Below are 16297 nucleotides of genomic sequence, written 5' to 3' on the forward strand. Positions count from 1 at the left end.
TTAATAAAAAATCTTTATTTGTTGGTTTGAGTTTAGCGTTTTTTATCATTGCTATTTTCGCTTTTTTAATGCTTGTTCAGTATTCATACAATATCTATAGTAAATACTTTAGTTCAACTTATGATAAATTTCTTAAAACCAAAAAAGAGCTTTGCTCTCTTGAAAGGCAATTAGAAGTAGAGGGCTATTTAGTATTTTGGGATTTTAAAAATGAGTATACAAATTATAAATATGATTATTCTAAAAGCGGATATAAATGTAATTTGGAAAAAGAAGAAAAATATAAAAGAGCAATTGTAAATTATTTTAAATTAAGTAATGCAAAAATATATGAAGTGCAAAATTATAATAGCATTGATGAAGTTAAATCTCTTAAAACTCTAGATAATTTAGAATTAAAAGAAGTTAATGAATTTAACAATAATCTAGTATTTTTTGAAAAAAGATTTTTTGATAAAAATTCATTTCAATTTATAGATGGAGATGAAATGCAAGTAATGTTATATAACTCATATACTAAGGAAAAAGAAGAGAGAATATTATATAGATGGGTATGGTTATGTAATCCCAACATATAAAATAAAATACAATTAAGAAGATATAATGGCAGTAAAACTACAAATAATGTTTAATTATTTATAGTTTTACAAGAATTTAAATCAATAGGATTAAATAAGTTCCATTGTTTGTTTTACTATTGATAATTCTTCGTTAGTTGGAATAACTAAAATTGGGTATTTTGAATCAGCTTTTGCTATATTTCTAGCTACTTTTTCACGCTTAGCATTTTTTTCTTCATCAATGCTAAAGCCAAGATGTGCAAGTTGCTTACAAACCGCAGCTCTCATTAAATCATCATTTTCACCAATACCTGCTGTAAAAATTAGAGCCTTAGCAGGAGTTACTGCAAGGTATGAGCCTATGTATTTTGCAATTCTATAGCAAAACATATCAAATGCTAATTTTGCTTTCTCATCACCATTTTGCATTTTTTCTTCAATTTCACGCATATCATTTGCACCACAAATTCCTAATAAACCACTTTGTTTATTGCAAATTTTATCAAGTTCAGCAATGCTTAAACCTTTATTATATGCTAAATAAAATAAAGCTCCAGCATCAATATCCCCACATCTAGTTCCCATCATTAATCCTTCAAGTGGAGTAAGACCCATTGAAGTATCAACGCATTTACCATCTTTAATAGCACTAATACTTGCACCATTTCCTAAGTGAGCTGTAATTGCATCTATGTTTTTAATACCTAAGAATTTTTCTGCTTCACGAGTTACAAATTCATGAGATGTTCCGTGAAAGCCATATCTTCTAACGCCATCTTCTTCATAATATTTATTAGCTATTGCATAGCGATATGCGATTTCTGGCATTGTTTGATGAAATGCTGTATCAAATACTGCTATATTTTTAACACTTGGAGCAAGATTTATAATTGTTTTAATTCCTGAAATATTTGCAGGATTATGTAAAGGTGCTAATTTTACTAATTCATCTAAAGCTTTTAAACATTTATCATCAACTAATGTTGCTTTAATAAATTTATCCCCACCATGCACCACACGATGACCTACTGCTGCTAATTCATTAAAATCAGTTAAAAGTCCGCTTTTAGCAAATAAATCACGAACTACTTTTAAGCCATCTTCGTGATTATTTATGCCACCTAAATGTTCTAATTCCTTGCCATCAAATTTAATTTTTGCTCTTGAATTGCTTTCTCCAATTTGCTCAACCAAACCACTCGCAACACTATCTTCATTAAAAAATAATTGGAATTTCAGTGAGCTTGAACCTGCATTTAAAACTAATATTTTTTTCATAATTTTTCCTTTTTTATAATTTATTGTGCTTGAATTGCACTAATTAAGCATGTATTTACAATATCTTCAACCAAACAACCCCTACTTAAATCATTAATAGGTTTGTTTAAACCTTGCAAAACAGGACCAACCGCAATAGCCCCTGAACTTCTTTGCACTGCTTTATAAGCTATATTTCCTGCATTTAAATCAGGGAATACAAATACATTTGCCTTTCCTGCTACTTTGCTATCAGGCATTTTTTTACTTGCTGTTGCAATATCTACTGCTGCGTCAAATTGTATAGGACCATCATAATTTAATCCCTCATAAGATTTTGCTAATTCGCACGCTTGTTTTACTAAATCAACGCTTACTCCACTACCGCTATTTGCAGTTGAATAAGATAGCATTGCAACTCTTGGCTCAAAACCAAAAGCCTTATAAGTAGCTGCACTAACACTTGCAATTTCGGCTAGATTTTCAGGAGTTGGATTAGGATTTACCGCACAATCAGCAAAATACCAAACCTTATCACTTAAACACATAAAAAATCCACCACTTACACTCTTAACACCTGGTTTAGTTTTAACTATTTGAAGAGCTGGGCGAATTGTATCAGCAGTTGAACATGCAGCCCCGCTAACCATAGCATCAGCGTAGCCTAAATGAACTAATAAAGTTCCAAAATAATTTCTATCTTTTATAAGTTCTTTTGCTTGCTCAAGGCTCATTCCCTTTGATTTTCTAGCTTCATAAAGTGCATTTGCACATTCATCATCTAATGATGAATTACCTGGATTATAAGTCTTAACATCATCTAAATCTATACCTAAATCACTAGCTTTTTGTGCTATTTCTTTATTGTTTCCTAAGATAATTAATTTAACAGCTTTACCTTCTAATAAAATACTAGCAGCCTTTAAAATACGCTCATCATTTCCTTCTGGTAAAACTATGGTTTTAATATTTTCTTTAGCCTTGCTCTCTAGCATAACTTCAAATGCCATTGGGCTTATATAATCAGGTTTTTTAAGATTTAATAACTCATCTAAGCTTGTATTTTCATTATATAAACTTGTGTATTTATGATGAATTTTAGCAAACTCAAATTTGGTTAAATCATTATCAATTACATAATTTAAATTAAGCTCTTTACTTAGTTTTAGATTTATCCAAAAAGTATCAAGACCACCAAAAACTCCAAAACTAGCAACTAATACAAAATCATATTTAGCTTTTAATTCATTAACTTTAATGATTATGTTTTTATAAAAAGTATTTTCATTTTTCAAATACTCTTTAACGCCTGTTGCACTATCATATAAGTATTCAGTTTTTATATTATGCTCTTTTGATAATTTATTTAAACCACACACCCCGTCTTCACAAGCAAGTGCTTGGAAAACAACAATATTTGAATATTTTTTTGATAATTTTATAGCAAGATTATCTAAACTTTCCCTGCTTTGTTTTTGAAAGTAAATCGCATTCATTGCTACTCCTTCATTGATTAAATTTCGCTAGAGTATATGCCTAAAATATTAATAAATAAGGAAGAAAATATGAAAAAAAGTTATATAAAATATTTTGTTTTCTCTTTGTTAATTTCAGGTTGTGGTTTGGCTGATCCGCAAATGGATATGAAAGCTCCAACATATGTAGAGCAAATTGAACCTAAGGCTGATAATAATTTAGGAAGTCCAGGCTCACTTTTTGGAAAAGGCTCTAATCCACTTTTTAGCGATAATAAAGCTATGAATGTAAATGATATAGTTACAATAATTATTAAAGAAGATACAAGCCAAAGTAGTAAAGCTAGTAAAAGCACGAATAAATCTTCTAATGCTAATTTAAATTCCGGAGTTTTTGCAGGATTATTATCAAGTCTTAATAAGTCAGCAGATATTGGCTTTCAAACAAAAAATAATTCAGATTTTAGTGGTAGCGGTCAAGCTAGTAGAAATGAAAAATTTCAAACAACAATTAGTGCTAGGGTAATAAAGGTATTAGCTAATGGAAATTATTTTATTGAAGGAAAAAGACAATTATTAATAAACGGAGAAAAACAAATCGTCCAAATCTCTGGAGTAATTAGACCTTATGATATAACAGGTCAAAACACAATTGAGAGTAAATACATAGCAGACGCTAAAATACTTTATTCAACTCAAGGCGAAATTGATAAAGCTACTAAAAAACCTTGGGGAACAAAAGCAGTTGAAACTATTTGGCCTTTTTAACCTTGATTCAAGGTTAAAAAGACTTTATTTCTTATCATCTTCGTTGATTTTTAATAATAATTTATAAGCCTTATATACATTTAAAATTGCAGCTGCTATTCCAAACGCAAGTCCTACGAAAAATAAAGGCTTATAAATCTTAGCTAGTAAAATTCCTAAACCAACGCCAATTAGCACCGCAACTACAATGCTAATGCCTAAGCTTAGATGATTTGCAGCGTCTATTACACTTTTTACTTTTTTAGCTCTTTTATTTTCTTCGTTATGCACGAATAGCCTTTTTGAACGCATTTATAAATATTTCAAATTCTTTATCTTCAAACTTAGAGCAAATAAATGCAGTTTCATAGGTTGATGGTGCAAGATTTACTCCATTTTCTAGCATAATTTTATGAAATCTTGAGAACTTAGCTGTATCACTTGTCTTAGCGTCATCGTAATTTAATGGGTATTTTTCATTAAAGAAAAATCCTAACATTGAACCTATATTTTTAGCTACAAAAGGCACTCCTGCACTTTTACTCTCATCTAGCATAGCATTAATTGCATTTTTTGCCCATTTATCACATTTTTTATAAATATCATCGTTTAATTGCTCAAGATTTGCAATACCTGCTGCCATTGCAAGTGGATTTCCGCTTAGCGTTCCTGCTTGATATACTCCGCCTAGTGGGCTTAGAAGTTGCATAATTTCTTTTTTTGCAGCGTAAGCTCCAACAGGAAGTCCCCCACCAATAACCTTGCCAAAACAAACCATATCAGGCACAACTTTATAAATCTCTAAAGCCCCACCTAAAGCAGCTCTAAAACCACTCATAACTTCATCAAAAATCAAAACGATTTTTAATTCATCGCAAAGCTTTCTAAGGTCTTCTAAAAACTCTTTTTTAGCAGGGACAAAACCCATATTTCCTGCAATTGGTTCAATAATAATCACACCTATTTCACTACCATTACTCTTTGCTATAGCAATTTGCTCTTTTACGCTTTCTATATCATTGTATTTAGCTGTATAAGTATCTTTTACAGCGTTTTTACTAACTCCACTTGAGCTTGGAGTATTAAAAGTAGCCAAGCCACTTCCTGCATTTACTAAAAGCATATCAGCGTGTCCGTGATAACAACCATCAAATTTTATAAGCCCATCACGATTAGAATAAGCTCTTGCTAAGCGAATTGCACTCATAGTAGCTTCTGTCCCACTATTTACAAATCTAATTTGCTCTATTGCAGGATACAACGATATAACTTTTTGTGCTAATTTGCTTTCAGCTAATGTAGGAGCACCATAACTTGTGCCATCTTTTGCTGCATTAATAATAGCGTTTGTTACATTTATATCAGCGTGCCCTAAAATGCAAGGCCCATAGCTTTGAACTAAATCAAGGTATTTTTTATCTTCAATATCAATTATATAAGCACCATCGCCCTTTTTTATAAATACAGGCTCACTACCTACACTTTTAAACGCTCTTACAGGAGAATTAACCCCACCTGCTATTAATGTTTGTGCTTGTGCGAAAGCTTCTTTATTTGTCATTTTTTTCTCCTTTTTTCTTGATATATAAGTATAAATTTTTTATTTCTTCATTTGTTAAATAATAATTTGGCATTATATTTTTTGAACTTGTTTTACTAACTAAGGCTTTATAAAAATTCTCATAACTAATATTTTTAATACTAGGGATTATTACTTGAATGGTTTTTCCATTTTCTTTATAAGTAGCAAATATTTGCTCACTTCCATCAAGCCCGTGACATTTATCACAACCAATTCCCCTTGGGTTTTGATACAAGCTTAATTGATATTCATCTTTGCTTAAAAAATCACTATTAGCATAAACAAATACGCTAAAAACTAATAATATTAATTTTGATTTCATTTTATAATCCGTTGTTTTTAAGGGTTATAATACAATCTTTATTTTTATAAAGGTTACAAATTGATACTAGATGGAAAAAAATTAAGCAAAGAATTATACGCACAATTAAAACTCAAAATTAATGAGCTAAAAACCAAACCTTGCTTAGCTGTAATTTTAGTAGGAGATGATTATGCTAGTGGGGTTTATGTAAGAAGTAAATTAAAAGCTTGTAATGAATTAGGAATAATTAGTAAAGATTATAAGCTAGATAGTAGTATTAGCGAAGAAGAATTATTAAAAATCATAAGAGATTTAAATGATGATGATAGTATAGATGCTATCTTAGTGCAACTGCCTTTACCAAATCATATCAATAAAGACAATATCATAAACGCTATAAATCCTATTAAAGATGTAGATGGTTTTACTCCACTTAATTTAGGTTTAGTTTTAGCGAATTTAAAACCACATTTTTATGCTTGCACCCCGCTTGGAATTGATATTTTAATGAAGCATTATGGTATCAGTGTAAAAGGCAAAAATATTTGCATAATAAATGATAGTATCATAGTAGGTCGCCCACTTGCCGCTATGATGATTAATGAAGGTGCAAGTGTTAGCGTATGCCACAAATATACAAAAGATTTAAAAGAGCATACTTTAAACGCTGATATTTTAATAAGTGCTACAGGTGTAATTCATCTAATAAATGATGATTTTATAAAAGATGGAGCTATTTTAATTGATGTTGGGATTTGCAAAGAAATTGATGGCAAAAAACTATCAGGAGATTATCTTAAGACAAGTAATAAAGCTAGTATGATTACTCCAGTTCCTGGCGGAGTAGGACCTATGACTATTTATGCACTAATGCAAAACACATATGAAGCAAGATTAAAAAAGGAAGAAAATGCAAGAAAATAAAACAAAATGGCAAAAATTAGTTGATTTTTGGAATTCATGGACAGGGACTATTGTATTTGTTCTTGTTTTTATATTTTTCGTAGCTCAAGCTTTTACAATACCAAGTGGCTCTATGAAAAACACACTTTTAGTAGGAGATCATTTATTTGTAAAAAAATTCGCCTACGGGATACCAACTCCTAGAATTCCATTCCTAGAAGTTCCTGTGTTACCTGATTTTAAAGGCGATGGGCATTTATTAAGCTATGCTAAGCCTAAAAGAGATGATATAGTGGTGTTTTTGTATCCGCACAATACAAAGCTACATTATGTTAAACGCTGCGTTGCTCTAGGAGATGATGAGATAATATTTGCAAATAAGACCCTTTATGTAAGAATGCACGAAGGAGATGAATATATGAGAGCAAATTATCCTGCTAATAAACAAGTGATTTTACAAGGCAAATTATACATAAAAGAGCCTTATACTAAAAAGGGTATTCGTTATGATGAAAGAGTGGATTTTGATAAGGTCATAGAATACTTTATGGCTAAGGGTGAGTTTGTAATGAAGCCAATTTATGTTAGTGAATTAAGAAGTGATATTAAAGCGTATTATTATAAGGTGCCTAGCAATGAATACTTTATGATGGGTGATAATCGCGACCACTCAAATGATAGCCGCTTTTGGGGAAGTGTAGATTATAAATATATTGAAGGTAAGCCTTGGTTTGTTTATCTAAGCTGGGATGATGATTATAATATCCGCTGGGAAAGAATGTTTAAAAGCGTTGATACCTTAGAAAACGATGAAAGATATATCCATCACGAAATAAGCGATATTAATTCTCTTGATTGACAAAAATATCTAATTCAAATTCTTGTGATTTGAATTAGAATTTATTTTATAATACATTATATTTTAAAGGTAATTTATATAAAAATTAAAATTATTTAATTGTATTTGCAAGACTTTTCACTTAAAATCTTTTCAATTTTCTTTTGTTGTTTTGCTATGTATTTTTCGCCTAGTGGTTGTGCTTCTTCTTCTCTAAATTCCATTTCAAATCCACCTTTGCTAATTGCAGAATACTTTTGTCTAAACTCTGTGTATAAAAAATAAACTGATAAATCATCAACAAAAGGCAATGAAACTAGCTTGGTTTTAGTTTGATATATTGTGTAAGTTTTTAAGCTTTTACCATTTAGTAAAAATAATATTAAATAGCTTGATAAAATATCCAATATTACAAAAAACATAATTATAGGAAAGAAAATTATTCTAGCTATAGGGTAGTCTAATCTATAATTTAAACTTTGATTTTCTGTTTCTTTAGTGTTATAAGCGTCTTTATTGAATATATACGAATAAGCTAAAGCAGGTCGCTTGGTTTGTAATCTAAAAACTATATCGCTTTTATTTATCGTTGCAGTTACTTTCTTATAGCTCTTTGCTATACCAAAAACACCTGCTTCATCTATCTCATAAGTATCAAAATATATCTTTTCATTATCTACGCTAATATAAAAATCATTATTTTTAACAAATCTAAGTCTTTTTATTTGTCTAAGTTTTAAAAAGAATGCAACAAAAAAAATACCATCAATAATACCACTCCAACCTTTTTGAATTCTTCGTATGTCAGTCATTGTTTTTTCGGGTTTACTATTTAATTCATTGATAATATCTATTACAAAATAACATGAAATAAGTGTAAGAAAAATTGAAAAAATCTCATTAAACAATCTAATAAGCTCTAAGTTATATAAATAATCGTTTTTTATTTTATAATCTTTTAAATTATCTATATTCAAATTTATCCTTTATATTTAATAAAACTAATTATAAAAATTACTAATATTTTTATAACTTGTTTTCATTTTAATTCTCCTTTTAATTTATTTAAATAATTTGTATAAACATCATTAGAGCAATCACTTATATAATTGTCTAAACTAAGATAATAGTTATCAATAAATAACCTAGTAAAAGAATCATAAATTCTATTAAGATTAGGGCTAAGTTCTAAACTCAAATTATTTAAATTTGTTATTGCATAACTACAAGGTTTATAATAACCATAAATATCATAATTTATTAATTTATCTTTGCTAAGTCTAGTTGGTAATTTTGAAGCTTCTTCTTCAAAGCGTTTTTCATATTTTTTATAATTTTCATATATTTGCACTTCTTTATCAACTATTAACTTTACGCTTTTAAAAAACTTACCATCTATCGTATAGTTTTCTTTTTCAATTGTGCTTAATAATAAGGTATTTGGTTTTTTAAGTTCTATTACTTCGTGCTTTGGACTTTGCTGTAAATTAAAATGACTTATTAATAATATTCCGTGAAAGGCAATCATTAAAAATGAGAAAAAATAGAATATACCTTTAATAAATTTTTGATTTTGTTTCATTATTAACTTATAAAACCACCAAATTAATAGTGAAAATACAATTGGTAGCAATAGTTGTAAAACTACAAACCACCCACCGGCATCTCTATCAATAAGCCCAATTCTTATAACCAAATATAAAAATAAAATATATAAAGCTATTATAAATCTAGGATAGAGCTTTAATCCTATAAATAAAGTAAGAGTAAAAACAATAGGGTAAGTAATAAAACTTGCATATGGTATAGGAATTAAAATACTAATAATCCCACTAGCTAAACCATGTAAATTATCTAAAAAATATGTTAGATATATTAAAAACTCATTCATATCCTACCTTTAAAAATAAGGTTAATTATAGCAAATAAAAAATTATTAATCTATTATTTATTGTCTTAATGCTTTAATTTATATAGTTAATGATTTGATAATTTATTTCATTTGGATATTCTCTTAAATAACACACTACTCCGTAATCTTTATCATTACAGCTTGTTATAAAATCTTTATAAATTATTTTATTATCGCATAATGATGGATTGTTTCTAATAAAAACTTCACAATCTCCTATAAATTTTCTAAGCAGATATTGTTTTGGTGGATTTGTGTAGCACTTGCATTGAATTAGCCTTATTTCACTATTTTTATACGCTATTAAATCTATACCTTTGTCGTTTTTACCATTTACAAAACCATTTGGAAAAACCTTATAACCTATATTTTCATAGTATATTTTTATTTGATATTCGTAATTTTTGCCTTTTTTGATATTTTCTAATTTGATTTTATTTTGTGCGTTTTTTTCTTCACTTATTTTTAATTCATAAGACTGAATTAGTTTATCTTTTTCTAGCTTATAATATCTATTTAATTCTTTTAATTTGTATTCATAATCTTTTTCTTTTTCTAATATCAATTCTTGTGCTTTTTCAATGGCTATTTTATTAATATCTGAAGTTGTTAAAGTCTGTAATCGTTTTAACTCATCTTTGAGTTTTAATAATTCTTCTTCATATTTATAGTTTTTGTATAGCAAAATATTTTTATTAGTTTTTGTATCTTCGTAATCTTCTTTATCTATTTTTAATGTTTGAATTTCTTTATTTTTGTCATTTATAAATTTTTCTGCCTTTTTTATAAATAAAACGAATATACCAAGTAATATGAAGTAAAAAATAGTTATTATTAAGCCATAGTAATTATGTAAAAATTCTAAAATGCTAAATAACATACAATTACCATAGGAATTTCAAATGAAATTCCTAAAATCAATCTAAATCTTTAATGATTTCTTCATCACTTTTTACAACCATTCCAGAGCCGTGAATTACGCTCGGAATACAACTTGTGCAAATATCTACTGGCTTATTGTTTTTATGAGCTCTAATAAATACTGCGTGCTCGTCTTCGCTAGCTTTTAGACTACATACATTACAAATAATTTCATTGTTTAAAACCATAATAATCTCCTTAAAAATAAAATTAAATACTACAAAAAAATCAAAATATAAAAGTTATTTTTAATCAATTTAAAGGCTGTTTTAATCTTAATTCATTTTGAAATAATAAATGAGCTAGAAATATTACAAAAAATACAGGTAGAAAAAACCCAACATAAGGAATATTTGAAGCCAAATAAAATAAAAATACGCAAAAAATATATTTAAATTTAAAAGGTTTAAAACTTAAAAAATCATTTTTATTTAAAACACAACTAGCCACATCGTAAATTAAAAAATTAAAAAATAAATAAAACATTAAGCAAAACATTAAAAATGATGCTATGAAATTTAATATAGGAATTATGTGAAATAAAAGCACAAAAAATAAAAAGAATAAGAATTTCAATACGATTTTAAACAAAAGCCAAGTTATTTGAATTAACCCTATTTCATCTAATTTATTGTAATTATAATGCTTTAAATTGATTTCTCTAACTATCATTGGAGTTAAAAATGAAGTAATAACTAAAGCAAAAAATATAGATAAATATAAAGCTAAAAAACCACCACCTGAAATAGTAATTATCATAATAAATATTTGTATGGCGTGTAGTATCATCGCACCTAAAAAAAAGTTAAAAGCTTCTTCGTTAAAATCTAAACTACCAACATAACTAAATGCAAGTGTTAATAAACTAATAAATATAATTGAGCTTATAATTAATGGAAATAAAGAAAATGCTAAAAATCTAAATGTAAAAAAATCTTTTAAGCTAATAATGAAATTATTCATATTTATACCACTTAATTACTTGAGAAAATAATCCGTTTCCATTAAATCCTATTGGCATATTTTCAATACCTTTAATTTTTTTATTATAAGCTAAAAAATAATTGTAATTTACCAAAAATACATAAGAAGGGTTCATTTTAATCTGTTCTTGAAACTCTTTGTAATAATTCTCTTGCACTTGATTTATGGTATTTTTTGCTTGAGTTTTATTAATCTTATTTGTATTTAAAATAGTTGCAAAATTAATACTATCATATACTTCAATATCTACAATCTTACTAGCTTCATTATCATCATTGTTGGTTTGTAATACATCTGTTAATATTCCAAAATCTTTTAATTGCATAGCAAGATTTTCGGCTATACTTAAGTAGTCTTTATTGTTTTTATCTACATAAATTTCTAATTTTAAAGGTAAATCTAATTTTTTATAATAATTTGCTGTGCTTTCTTTATTAATATTTAATTCTATACTCTTTTTATCTTTATAAAATCCTAATTCATTTATAATTTTTCTAGCTTCTGCTCTATCACAACCATTATTATTTAGATTTAAAATATGTTTATTGATACTAAAATTTGGCAATTGATTTAAAATAGATTTGTTACAAATAATTAAAGAAATTGCATATCTTAATTTTCTATCATAAATTACTTTATTATTTAATTGTAACGCTATAGCGTGATCTGATTCTAAAGTCTTATATACTAAATCATCATCAATATTTTTTATATTTTTATAATTAATCAAGCCAACATCAATTATGTCATTATTTAAAGCATTTTTTATTTGAACTTCATTTTGATAAAACTTAAAAACTACCCCATCATTAAGTGCTTTAAAAATAGCATTAGGATTTTTTACTAAAACTATTTGTTCGTTGTTAAATTGCTTTAAATTATAAGTACCAAGACCAATAGCATCACTATTAAACCAACTTAAACCATATTTAATAAGAGCATTTTTTGACATAATCCCTAGCGTTAAAGAATTTAAAAAATCATTATCTGGATACTTCAATACAAATTCAACTTTATATTTATCAATTATATTTATTTGAGAAATATTATTATAAAATCTACTATAATTTGAATTAAAAAAGTGATTTATAATTATTTCATAAGTAGTTTTTACATCTTCTGAAGTAAATTCTCCAAAATCTATATTATTTTTTATAAAATGAAGACCTTTTTTTAATTCAAATTCGTATCTTAATTTATCATTACTTATTTTGTATGAATTAGCTAGTGCAGGAATTAATTCTTTATTATTATTTTTATAAAACAAACCTAAATATAATAAATTTACTAAATCATCATTTGGATTATAAATTGGATTTATATTATTTGGTTGATTTTTCATAGCTACTTTAATTAAATCAGCAGATAAAAAATTAATTGAAAACACTAAAAATAATAATAAAAACTTTTTCATAAGTATCCTTAAAATAGCAAGTAAAAAACTTGCTATTTCGTGATTAGAAGTTAGCTTTAATTTGTGCTACCCAGTTTGCAATTCTTTCGTCTGTTAAATCTTCTTGATTGTCATTATCTAATGCAAGACCAACGAATTTACCATCAACTACTGCTTCTGAATCTTCAAAATCATAACCATCAGTTGAAACTGCTCCAACTAAATTTGCACCAGCTTCTTTTAATGCCGCAGCTAATTTACCCATACCGCCGCAGAAAGTATCAGAATAGCTTGAGCTATCTCCCATACCAAATACAGCTACTGTTTTACCAGCTAATTTTAGACCACTAAAATCAAATGAATCCCAATCATCTTGTAAGTCACCACTACCCCAAGTTGAAGTTCCGCAAACTAATTTATCAAAACCATTTAGTTTATCAGCATCAACATCAGCGATATTTAATAATTCAGCACCTAGTGCTTCTGCAATTTTTTCTGCTGCGCCTTCTGTATTTCCCATAGCACTTCCGAAAACTACTGCTACTGACATAATTATCTCCTTAATTTGATTTGCGACATAATTTTACCATTTGAAATTATTGTTAATCATTAACCAAATTCTTTTTACAAAAACCTTAATTATATTAATTTATTTATATAAGAATAAATTAATATCACTTATCAAAAATCCTTATTATTACTTCATAATAATTATTAAACTAAAAATATTATTAAAAAATTTTTATTATTTACTAAGTATATTTTATTTTAAAATAAAATTATTATTAAACTTATTTTTTAATTAGGAGGTTTTATGAAAACTAAAGATAGAAGAGACTTTTTAAAGTTTTCTGGCTTAGTGTATGGCTCTATTTTAATGCCTAATATTGCTTTATCTAATAGTATAGATATTGATGATATAAAATGGGATGAATATTATGATGCAATAGTAATTGGAAGTGGTTTTGCAGGAAGTGCAGCTATGCTAAGTCTTTTGGATAATGGTATTAAAAATGTTGTTATGATTGATAAAATGCCTTATTTAGGTGGCAACTCGGCTTATTCAGGTGGTTCAATGGCTGTTGCTGGCTCAAAATTACAAGCTAGAGATGGAATAGTTGATGATATTAATCTACACATACAAGATACATTAAAAAGTGGTAAGAATTTAAATGATTTAGAATTAGTAAATATTATGATAAATGATGGAGTAAAAACTCTTGATTGGCTTATAGATAATGGAGTTAATTTTAAGTGGGTTAGCAGAAGTGGTGGTCATAGCGTTCCACGCTCTCATTCAGCAGGTGCAGGTAGTTATATCACAAGACCATTACAAGAACAAATTCTTAATAGAGGCGGTAAGATTTTAACAAGAGTTATAATGGATGATATTTTATATGATAAAAATCATAAAGTTGTTGGAATTAAAGTAAGAGAAAAATATCAATTTAACTTTGAGCGTGGATATGAAGAAAAAAACAATGAAAGTGGAATTACTAAATATTATAGAACCTTTGGTGGTATTATCTTAGCTACTGGTGGTTGGGGAGCTGATTTAAAATTTAGACAAATATTTGACTCTAGTTTAAGAGATGATGTATTAACCACAAATCATTTAGGAGCTACTGGCTACACAGCACAAAAACTAATAAATGATAATGTTAAATTCATAGATATGCAATATATTCAAAGTATGCACGTAACAAGTCAAGATGAAGGCGGTTTTGGATTTGCTTATAGATGGATTACTAGGGCTTATGCTTATGGAATGATGGTAAATCCTAAAACAGGAAAAAGATTTGTAAATGAAATTACTGATAGAAAACAAGGTAGCGATGCAATATTAGCTATGAATGAAAAAGGTTTAAATCCACCTGTTTTAATTATGGATATAAATGGCACTAAAACGGTTGATATAGAAGATTTAAATAGGGGCTTATTGGTTGGTGCTGTAAAACAATTTGAAACAATGGATGAATTAATAGCTCATTATAATATCAATAAAGAGCCTTTCTTAGAGCAGTTAAAAAGATACAATGAATATGTTGAACTTGCTTCAAAAGATAAAGATTATAAAGACCCAGAATTTAATCGCAATTTTTCAGATTACAAAGGAAAGTATATAAAAATAGAACAAGCTCCATTTTTTGCTGCAAGACCAGGACCAAAAGTTCATCATTGTATGGGTGGAGTAAAAACTAATAAAGATTGTGAAGTATATGATAATGATATGCAATTAATTCAAGGTTTGTATGCGTGTGGAGAAATTACTGGCGGAAGACACGGATACAATAGATTGGGTTCTAATGCGGTTTTAGATTGCTTAGTTTATGGAAAAAGAGCTGGAAATACTCTAGCAAAAAATTATAATTTATTAAGGGGTTAGCAATGAGATTTATTAGCATTATATGCTTATTTGCCTGTTTTTTATTTGCAAATGAAAATGTATTAAAGGATTCGTTAGGAAAAGTAAATGTAGATTTTAGTGAAAAAGCCTATGAAGTGAAAGGAATTCATAAAAAATTAAATCTTAAGTGTAATGATTGCCACCTAGAAGCACAAGAGAAAGATTATTCATCAGCTATGCTAAATAGTTGTATAAAATGCCACGGGGATTATTCAAAATTAGCAGAATATACTGCAGGTTACGGACATAATAACAATGTTCATCAAAGCCCACATTATGATAAATTAGACTGCGATAATTGTCATAAAACTCACAAACCATCTGTTAATATGTGTGCTAGATGCCATAGCCAAGAAATCTTAAAAAATTTAAAAGTAAAATAAAGGAGAATACATGAAAAATAAAATAGCTTTTACTTGTATGATAGTAATCATAACTCTTGTTTTAGTATTCTTAGGAGAAAAAATTGTTCATGTAACAGGCAAATATCCGTTTTGTGGAAGTTGCCATTCTTGGGATGGACCTATAGCAATCACAAATGTTAATGATGATATACACGGGGCTAAAAATCCTAAAGGAGTGGTAGTTAATTGTGCTGATTGTCATTTACCACACGACAATTTGGCAAAATACTTATTGACTAAAGCTAAAAACGGAATAGCAGAAGGCTTTACAACTTTAACAAAAGACCCCACTAAAAAAGATTGGTTAGCAAATAGAGAACACGCTAGAAAAAATTATACTTTTGATAGCTCTTGTCTAAAATGCCACGAAAATGCTTTCGTAAAAGACAATGAAAGCACATTACCAATCCATCTTACTTATCTAAGCTTTAAAGGTAGTACTGATGAGATGAAATGCACCGATTGTCATAAACATGTAGGGCATAAAGATTTAGCACAAACTTTATATGATTTAAAGGACACAACTCCACATAGTTGGGAAGATTGGGAAAAACAAAGAGCTAAGCAATAAGCTTAGCTAATAGAATTTAGAATTAATTCTAAATTCTAT

19 protein-coding genes are annotated in these 16297 nt (G+C 27.8%); 7 read left to right on the plus strand and 12 right to left on the minus strand.

Features of this window, described 5'->3' with window-relative positions:
- The first annotated feature begins 26 nt into the window (after positions 1-26).
- Complete coding sequence (locus AVBRAN12654_RS06795; RefSeq protein ID WP_336614197.1) at positions 27-578, plus strand: hypothetical protein; 552 nt, start codon at positions 27-29, stop codon at positions 576-578.
- Between the two features lie 90 nt (positions 579-668).
- On the opposite strand, the gene AVBRAN12654_RS06800 is transcribed toward AVBRAN12654_RS06795, so the two are convergent.
- Positions 669-1838 carry an acetate kinase gene (locus AVBRAN12654_RS06800; RefSeq protein ID WP_336614198.1) on the minus strand — a complete coding sequence of 390 codons (1170 nt, stop codon included), beginning with the start codon at positions 1836-1838 and terminating at the stop codon, positions 669-671.
- 20 nt (positions 1839-1858) lie between these two features.
- Positions 1859-3313, minus strand: a complete 1455-nt coding sequence (gene pta / locus AVBRAN12654_RS06805) for a phosphate acetyltransferase (RefSeq protein WP_336614199.1) — start codon at positions 3311-3313, stop codon at positions 1859-1861.
- Positions 3314-3382: 69 nt separating this feature from the next.
- Here pta and flgH point away from each other — a divergent pair, with 69 nt between their 5' ends.
- Positions 3383-4060, plus strand: a complete 678-nt coding sequence (gene flgH, locus AVBRAN12654_RS06810) for a flagellar basal body L-ring protein FlgH (RefSeq protein ID WP_239802701.1) — start codon at positions 3383-3385, stop codon at positions 4058-4060.
- A gap of 24 nt (positions 4061-4084) precedes the next feature.
- On the opposite strand, the gene AVBRAN12654_RS06815 is transcribed toward flgH, so the two are convergent.
- From AVBRAN12654_RS06815 to AVBRAN12654_RS06825, 3 genes are read right to left on the minus strand one after another with little or no spacing between them, the layout of a single operon-like run.
- Positions 4085-4330: an AtpZ/AtpI family protein gene (locus AVBRAN12654_RS06815; RefSeq protein ID WP_336614200.1), complete on the minus strand. Its 246-nt coding sequence runs from the start codon at positions 4328-4330 to the stop codon at positions 4085-4087.
- Entirely contained in the window at positions 4323-5600 is a 1278-nt protein-coding gene (hemL, locus tag AVBRAN12654_RS06820) for a glutamate-1-semialdehyde 2,1-aminomutase (RefSeq protein WP_214117917.1), read from the minus strand. The genes AVBRAN12654_RS06815 and hemL overlap by 8 nt, the downstream gene beginning before the upstream one ends.
- Positions 5590-5943, minus strand: coding sequence for a hypothetical protein (locus AVBRAN12654_RS06825; protein WP_214120453.1), 354 nt, complete (start codon positions 5941-5943; stop codon positions 5590-5592). The genes hemL and AVBRAN12654_RS06825 overlap by 11 nt, the downstream gene beginning before the upstream one ends.
- A gap of 60 nt (positions 5944-6003) precedes the next feature.
- On the opposite strand from AVBRAN12654_RS06825, the gene AVBRAN12654_RS06830 reads away from it, so the two are divergent.
- A complete protein-coding gene (locus tag AVBRAN12654_RS06830) occupies positions 6004-6849 on the plus strand; it encodes a bifunctional 5,10-methylenetetrahydrofolate dehydrogenase/5,10-methenyltetrahydrofolate cyclohydrolase (protein ID WP_336614201.1) in 846 nt (281 codons plus the stop codon).
- Complete coding sequence (gene lepB, locus AVBRAN12654_RS06835) at positions 6836-7687, plus strand: signal peptidase I (protein ID WP_336614202.1); 852 nt, start codon at positions 6836-6838, stop codon at positions 7685-7687. Before AVBRAN12654_RS06830 ends, lepB begins: the two co-directional genes overlap by 14 nt.
- Positions 7688-7782: 95 nt before the next feature.
- On the opposite strand, the gene AVBRAN12654_RS06840 is transcribed toward lepB, so the two are convergent.
- From AVBRAN12654_RS06840 to fldA, 7 genes are all read right to left on the minus strand, one after another.
- Positions 7783-8643 carry a hypothetical protein gene (locus AVBRAN12654_RS06840; protein WP_336614203.1) on the minus strand — a complete coding sequence of 287 codons (861 nt, stop codon included), beginning with the start codon at positions 8641-8643 and terminating at the stop codon, positions 7783-7785.
- 62 nt (positions 8644-8705) lie between these two features.
- Positions 8706-9557, minus strand: a complete 852-nt coding sequence (locus tag AVBRAN12654_RS06845; RefSeq protein WP_336614204.1) for a hypothetical protein — start codon at positions 9555-9557, stop codon at positions 8706-8708.
- 73 nt (positions 9558-9630) lie between these two features.
- Positions 9631-10458 (minus strand): restriction endonuclease, encoded by an 828-nt coding sequence (locus AVBRAN12654_RS06850; RefSeq protein WP_336614205.1) that lies wholly within the window; start codon positions 10456-10458, stop codon positions 9631-9633.
- Between the two features lie 37 nt (positions 10459-10495).
- Positions 10496-10687, minus strand: coding sequence for a hypothetical protein (locus AVBRAN12654_RS06855; protein WP_214117910.1), 192 nt, complete (start codon positions 10685-10687; stop codon positions 10496-10498).
- A gap of 64 nt (positions 10688-10751) precedes the next feature.
- Positions 10752-11462 carry an EI24 domain-containing protein gene (locus AVBRAN12654_RS06860; RefSeq protein ID WP_214120649.1) on the minus strand — a complete coding sequence of 237 codons (711 nt, stop codon included), beginning with the start codon at positions 11460-11462 and terminating at the stop codon, positions 10752-10754.
- Entirely contained in the window at positions 11455-12897 is a 1443-nt protein-coding gene (locus AVBRAN12654_RS06865) for an ABC transporter substrate-binding protein (protein WP_336609132.1), read from the minus strand. Before AVBRAN12654_RS06865 ends, AVBRAN12654_RS06860 begins: the two co-directional genes overlap by 8 nt.
- A gap of 43 nt (positions 12898-12940) precedes the next feature.
- Entirely contained in the window at positions 12941-13426 is a 486-nt protein-coding gene (gene fldA / locus AVBRAN12654_RS06870) for a flavodoxin FldA (protein WP_214117907.1), read from the minus strand.
- A 264-nt stretch (positions 13427-13690) separates the two neighbouring features.
- Here fldA and AVBRAN12654_RS06875 point away from each other — a divergent pair, with 264 nt between their 5' ends.
- From AVBRAN12654_RS06875 to AVBRAN12654_RS06885, 3 genes are read left to right on the plus strand one after another with little or no spacing between them, the layout of a single operon-like run.
- Positions 13691-15262, plus strand: coding sequence for a flavocytochrome c (locus AVBRAN12654_RS06875; protein WP_214120628.1), 1572 nt, complete (start codon positions 13691-13693; stop codon positions 15260-15262).
- Positions 15263-15264: 2 nt separating this feature from the next.
- Positions 15265-15666, plus strand: a complete 402-nt coding sequence (locus AVBRAN12654_RS06880) for a cytochrome c3 family protein (RefSeq protein ID WP_239802709.1) — start codon at positions 15265-15267, stop codon at positions 15664-15666.
- A 10-nt stretch (positions 15667-15676) separates the two neighbouring features.
- Positions 15677-16258, plus strand: a complete 582-nt coding sequence (locus tag AVBRAN12654_RS06885; RefSeq protein WP_336614206.1) for a cytochrome c3 family protein — start codon at positions 15677-15679, stop codon at positions 16256-16258.
- Positions 16259-16297 lie beyond the last annotated feature (39 nt).

The sequence above is a fragment of the Campylobacter sp. RM12654 genome (assembly GCF_020137585.1).
Classification (GTDB): domain Bacteria; phylum Campylobacterota; class Campylobacteria; order Campylobacterales; family Campylobacteraceae; genus Campylobacter_E.

Coding starts and splice junctions, on each gene's coding strand:
- AVBRAN12654_RS06865 (WP_336609132.1), bottom strand. CDS start 12,897: ATGAAAAAGTTTTTATTATTATTTTTAGTGTTTTCAATTAATTTTTTA.
- AVBRAN12654_RS06800 (WP_336614198.1), bottom strand. CDS start 1,838: ATGAAAAAAATATTAGTTTTAAATGCAGGTTCAAGCTCACTGAAATTC.
- AVBRAN12654_RS06825 (WP_214120453.1), bottom strand. CDS start 5,943: ATGAAATCAAAATTAATATTATTAGTTTTTAGCGTATTTGTTTATGCT.
- pta (WP_336614199.1), bottom strand. CDS start 3,313: ATGAATGCGATTTACTTTCAAAAACAAAGCAGGGAAAGTTTAGATAAT.
- AVBRAN12654_RS06875 (WP_214120628.1), top strand. CDS start 13,691: ATGAAAACTAAAGATAGAAGAGACTTTTTAAAGTTTTCTGGCTTAGTG.
- AVBRAN12654_RS06860 (WP_214120649.1), bottom strand. CDS start 11,462: ATGAATAATTTCATTATTAGCTTAAAAGATTTTTTTACATTTAGATTT.
- flgH (WP_239802701.1), top strand. CDS start 3,383: ATGAAAAAAAGTTATATAAAATATTTTGTTTTCTCTTTGTTAATTTCA.
- AVBRAN12654_RS06845 (WP_336614204.1), bottom strand. CDS start 9,557: ATGAATGAGTTTTTAATATATCTAACATATTTTTTAGATAATTTACAT.
- AVBRAN12654_RS06855 (WP_214117910.1), bottom strand. CDS start 10,687: ATGGTTTTAAACAATGAAATTATTTGTAATGTATGTAGTCTAAAAGCT.
- AVBRAN12654_RS06885 (WP_336614206.1), top strand. CDS start 15,677: ATGAAAAATAAAATAGCTTTTACTTGTATGATAGTAATCATAACTCTT.
- fldA (WP_214117907.1), bottom strand. CDS start 13,426: ATGTCAGTAGCAGTAGTTTTCGGAAGTGCTATGGGAAATACAGAAGGC.
- AVBRAN12654_RS06880 (WP_239802709.1), top strand. CDS start 15,265: ATGAGATTTATTAGCATTATATGCTTATTTGCCTGTTTTTTATTTGCA.
- AVBRAN12654_RS06850 (WP_336614205.1), bottom strand. CDS start 10,458: ATGTTATTTAGCATTTTAGAATTTTTACATAATTACTATGGCTTAATA.
- hemL (WP_214117917.1), bottom strand. CDS start 5,600: ATGACAAATAAAGAAGCTTTCGCACAAGCACAAACATTAATAGCAGGT.
- lepB (WP_336614202.1), top strand. CDS start 6,836: ATGCAAGAAAATAAAACAAAATGGCAAAAATTAGTTGATTTTTGGAAT.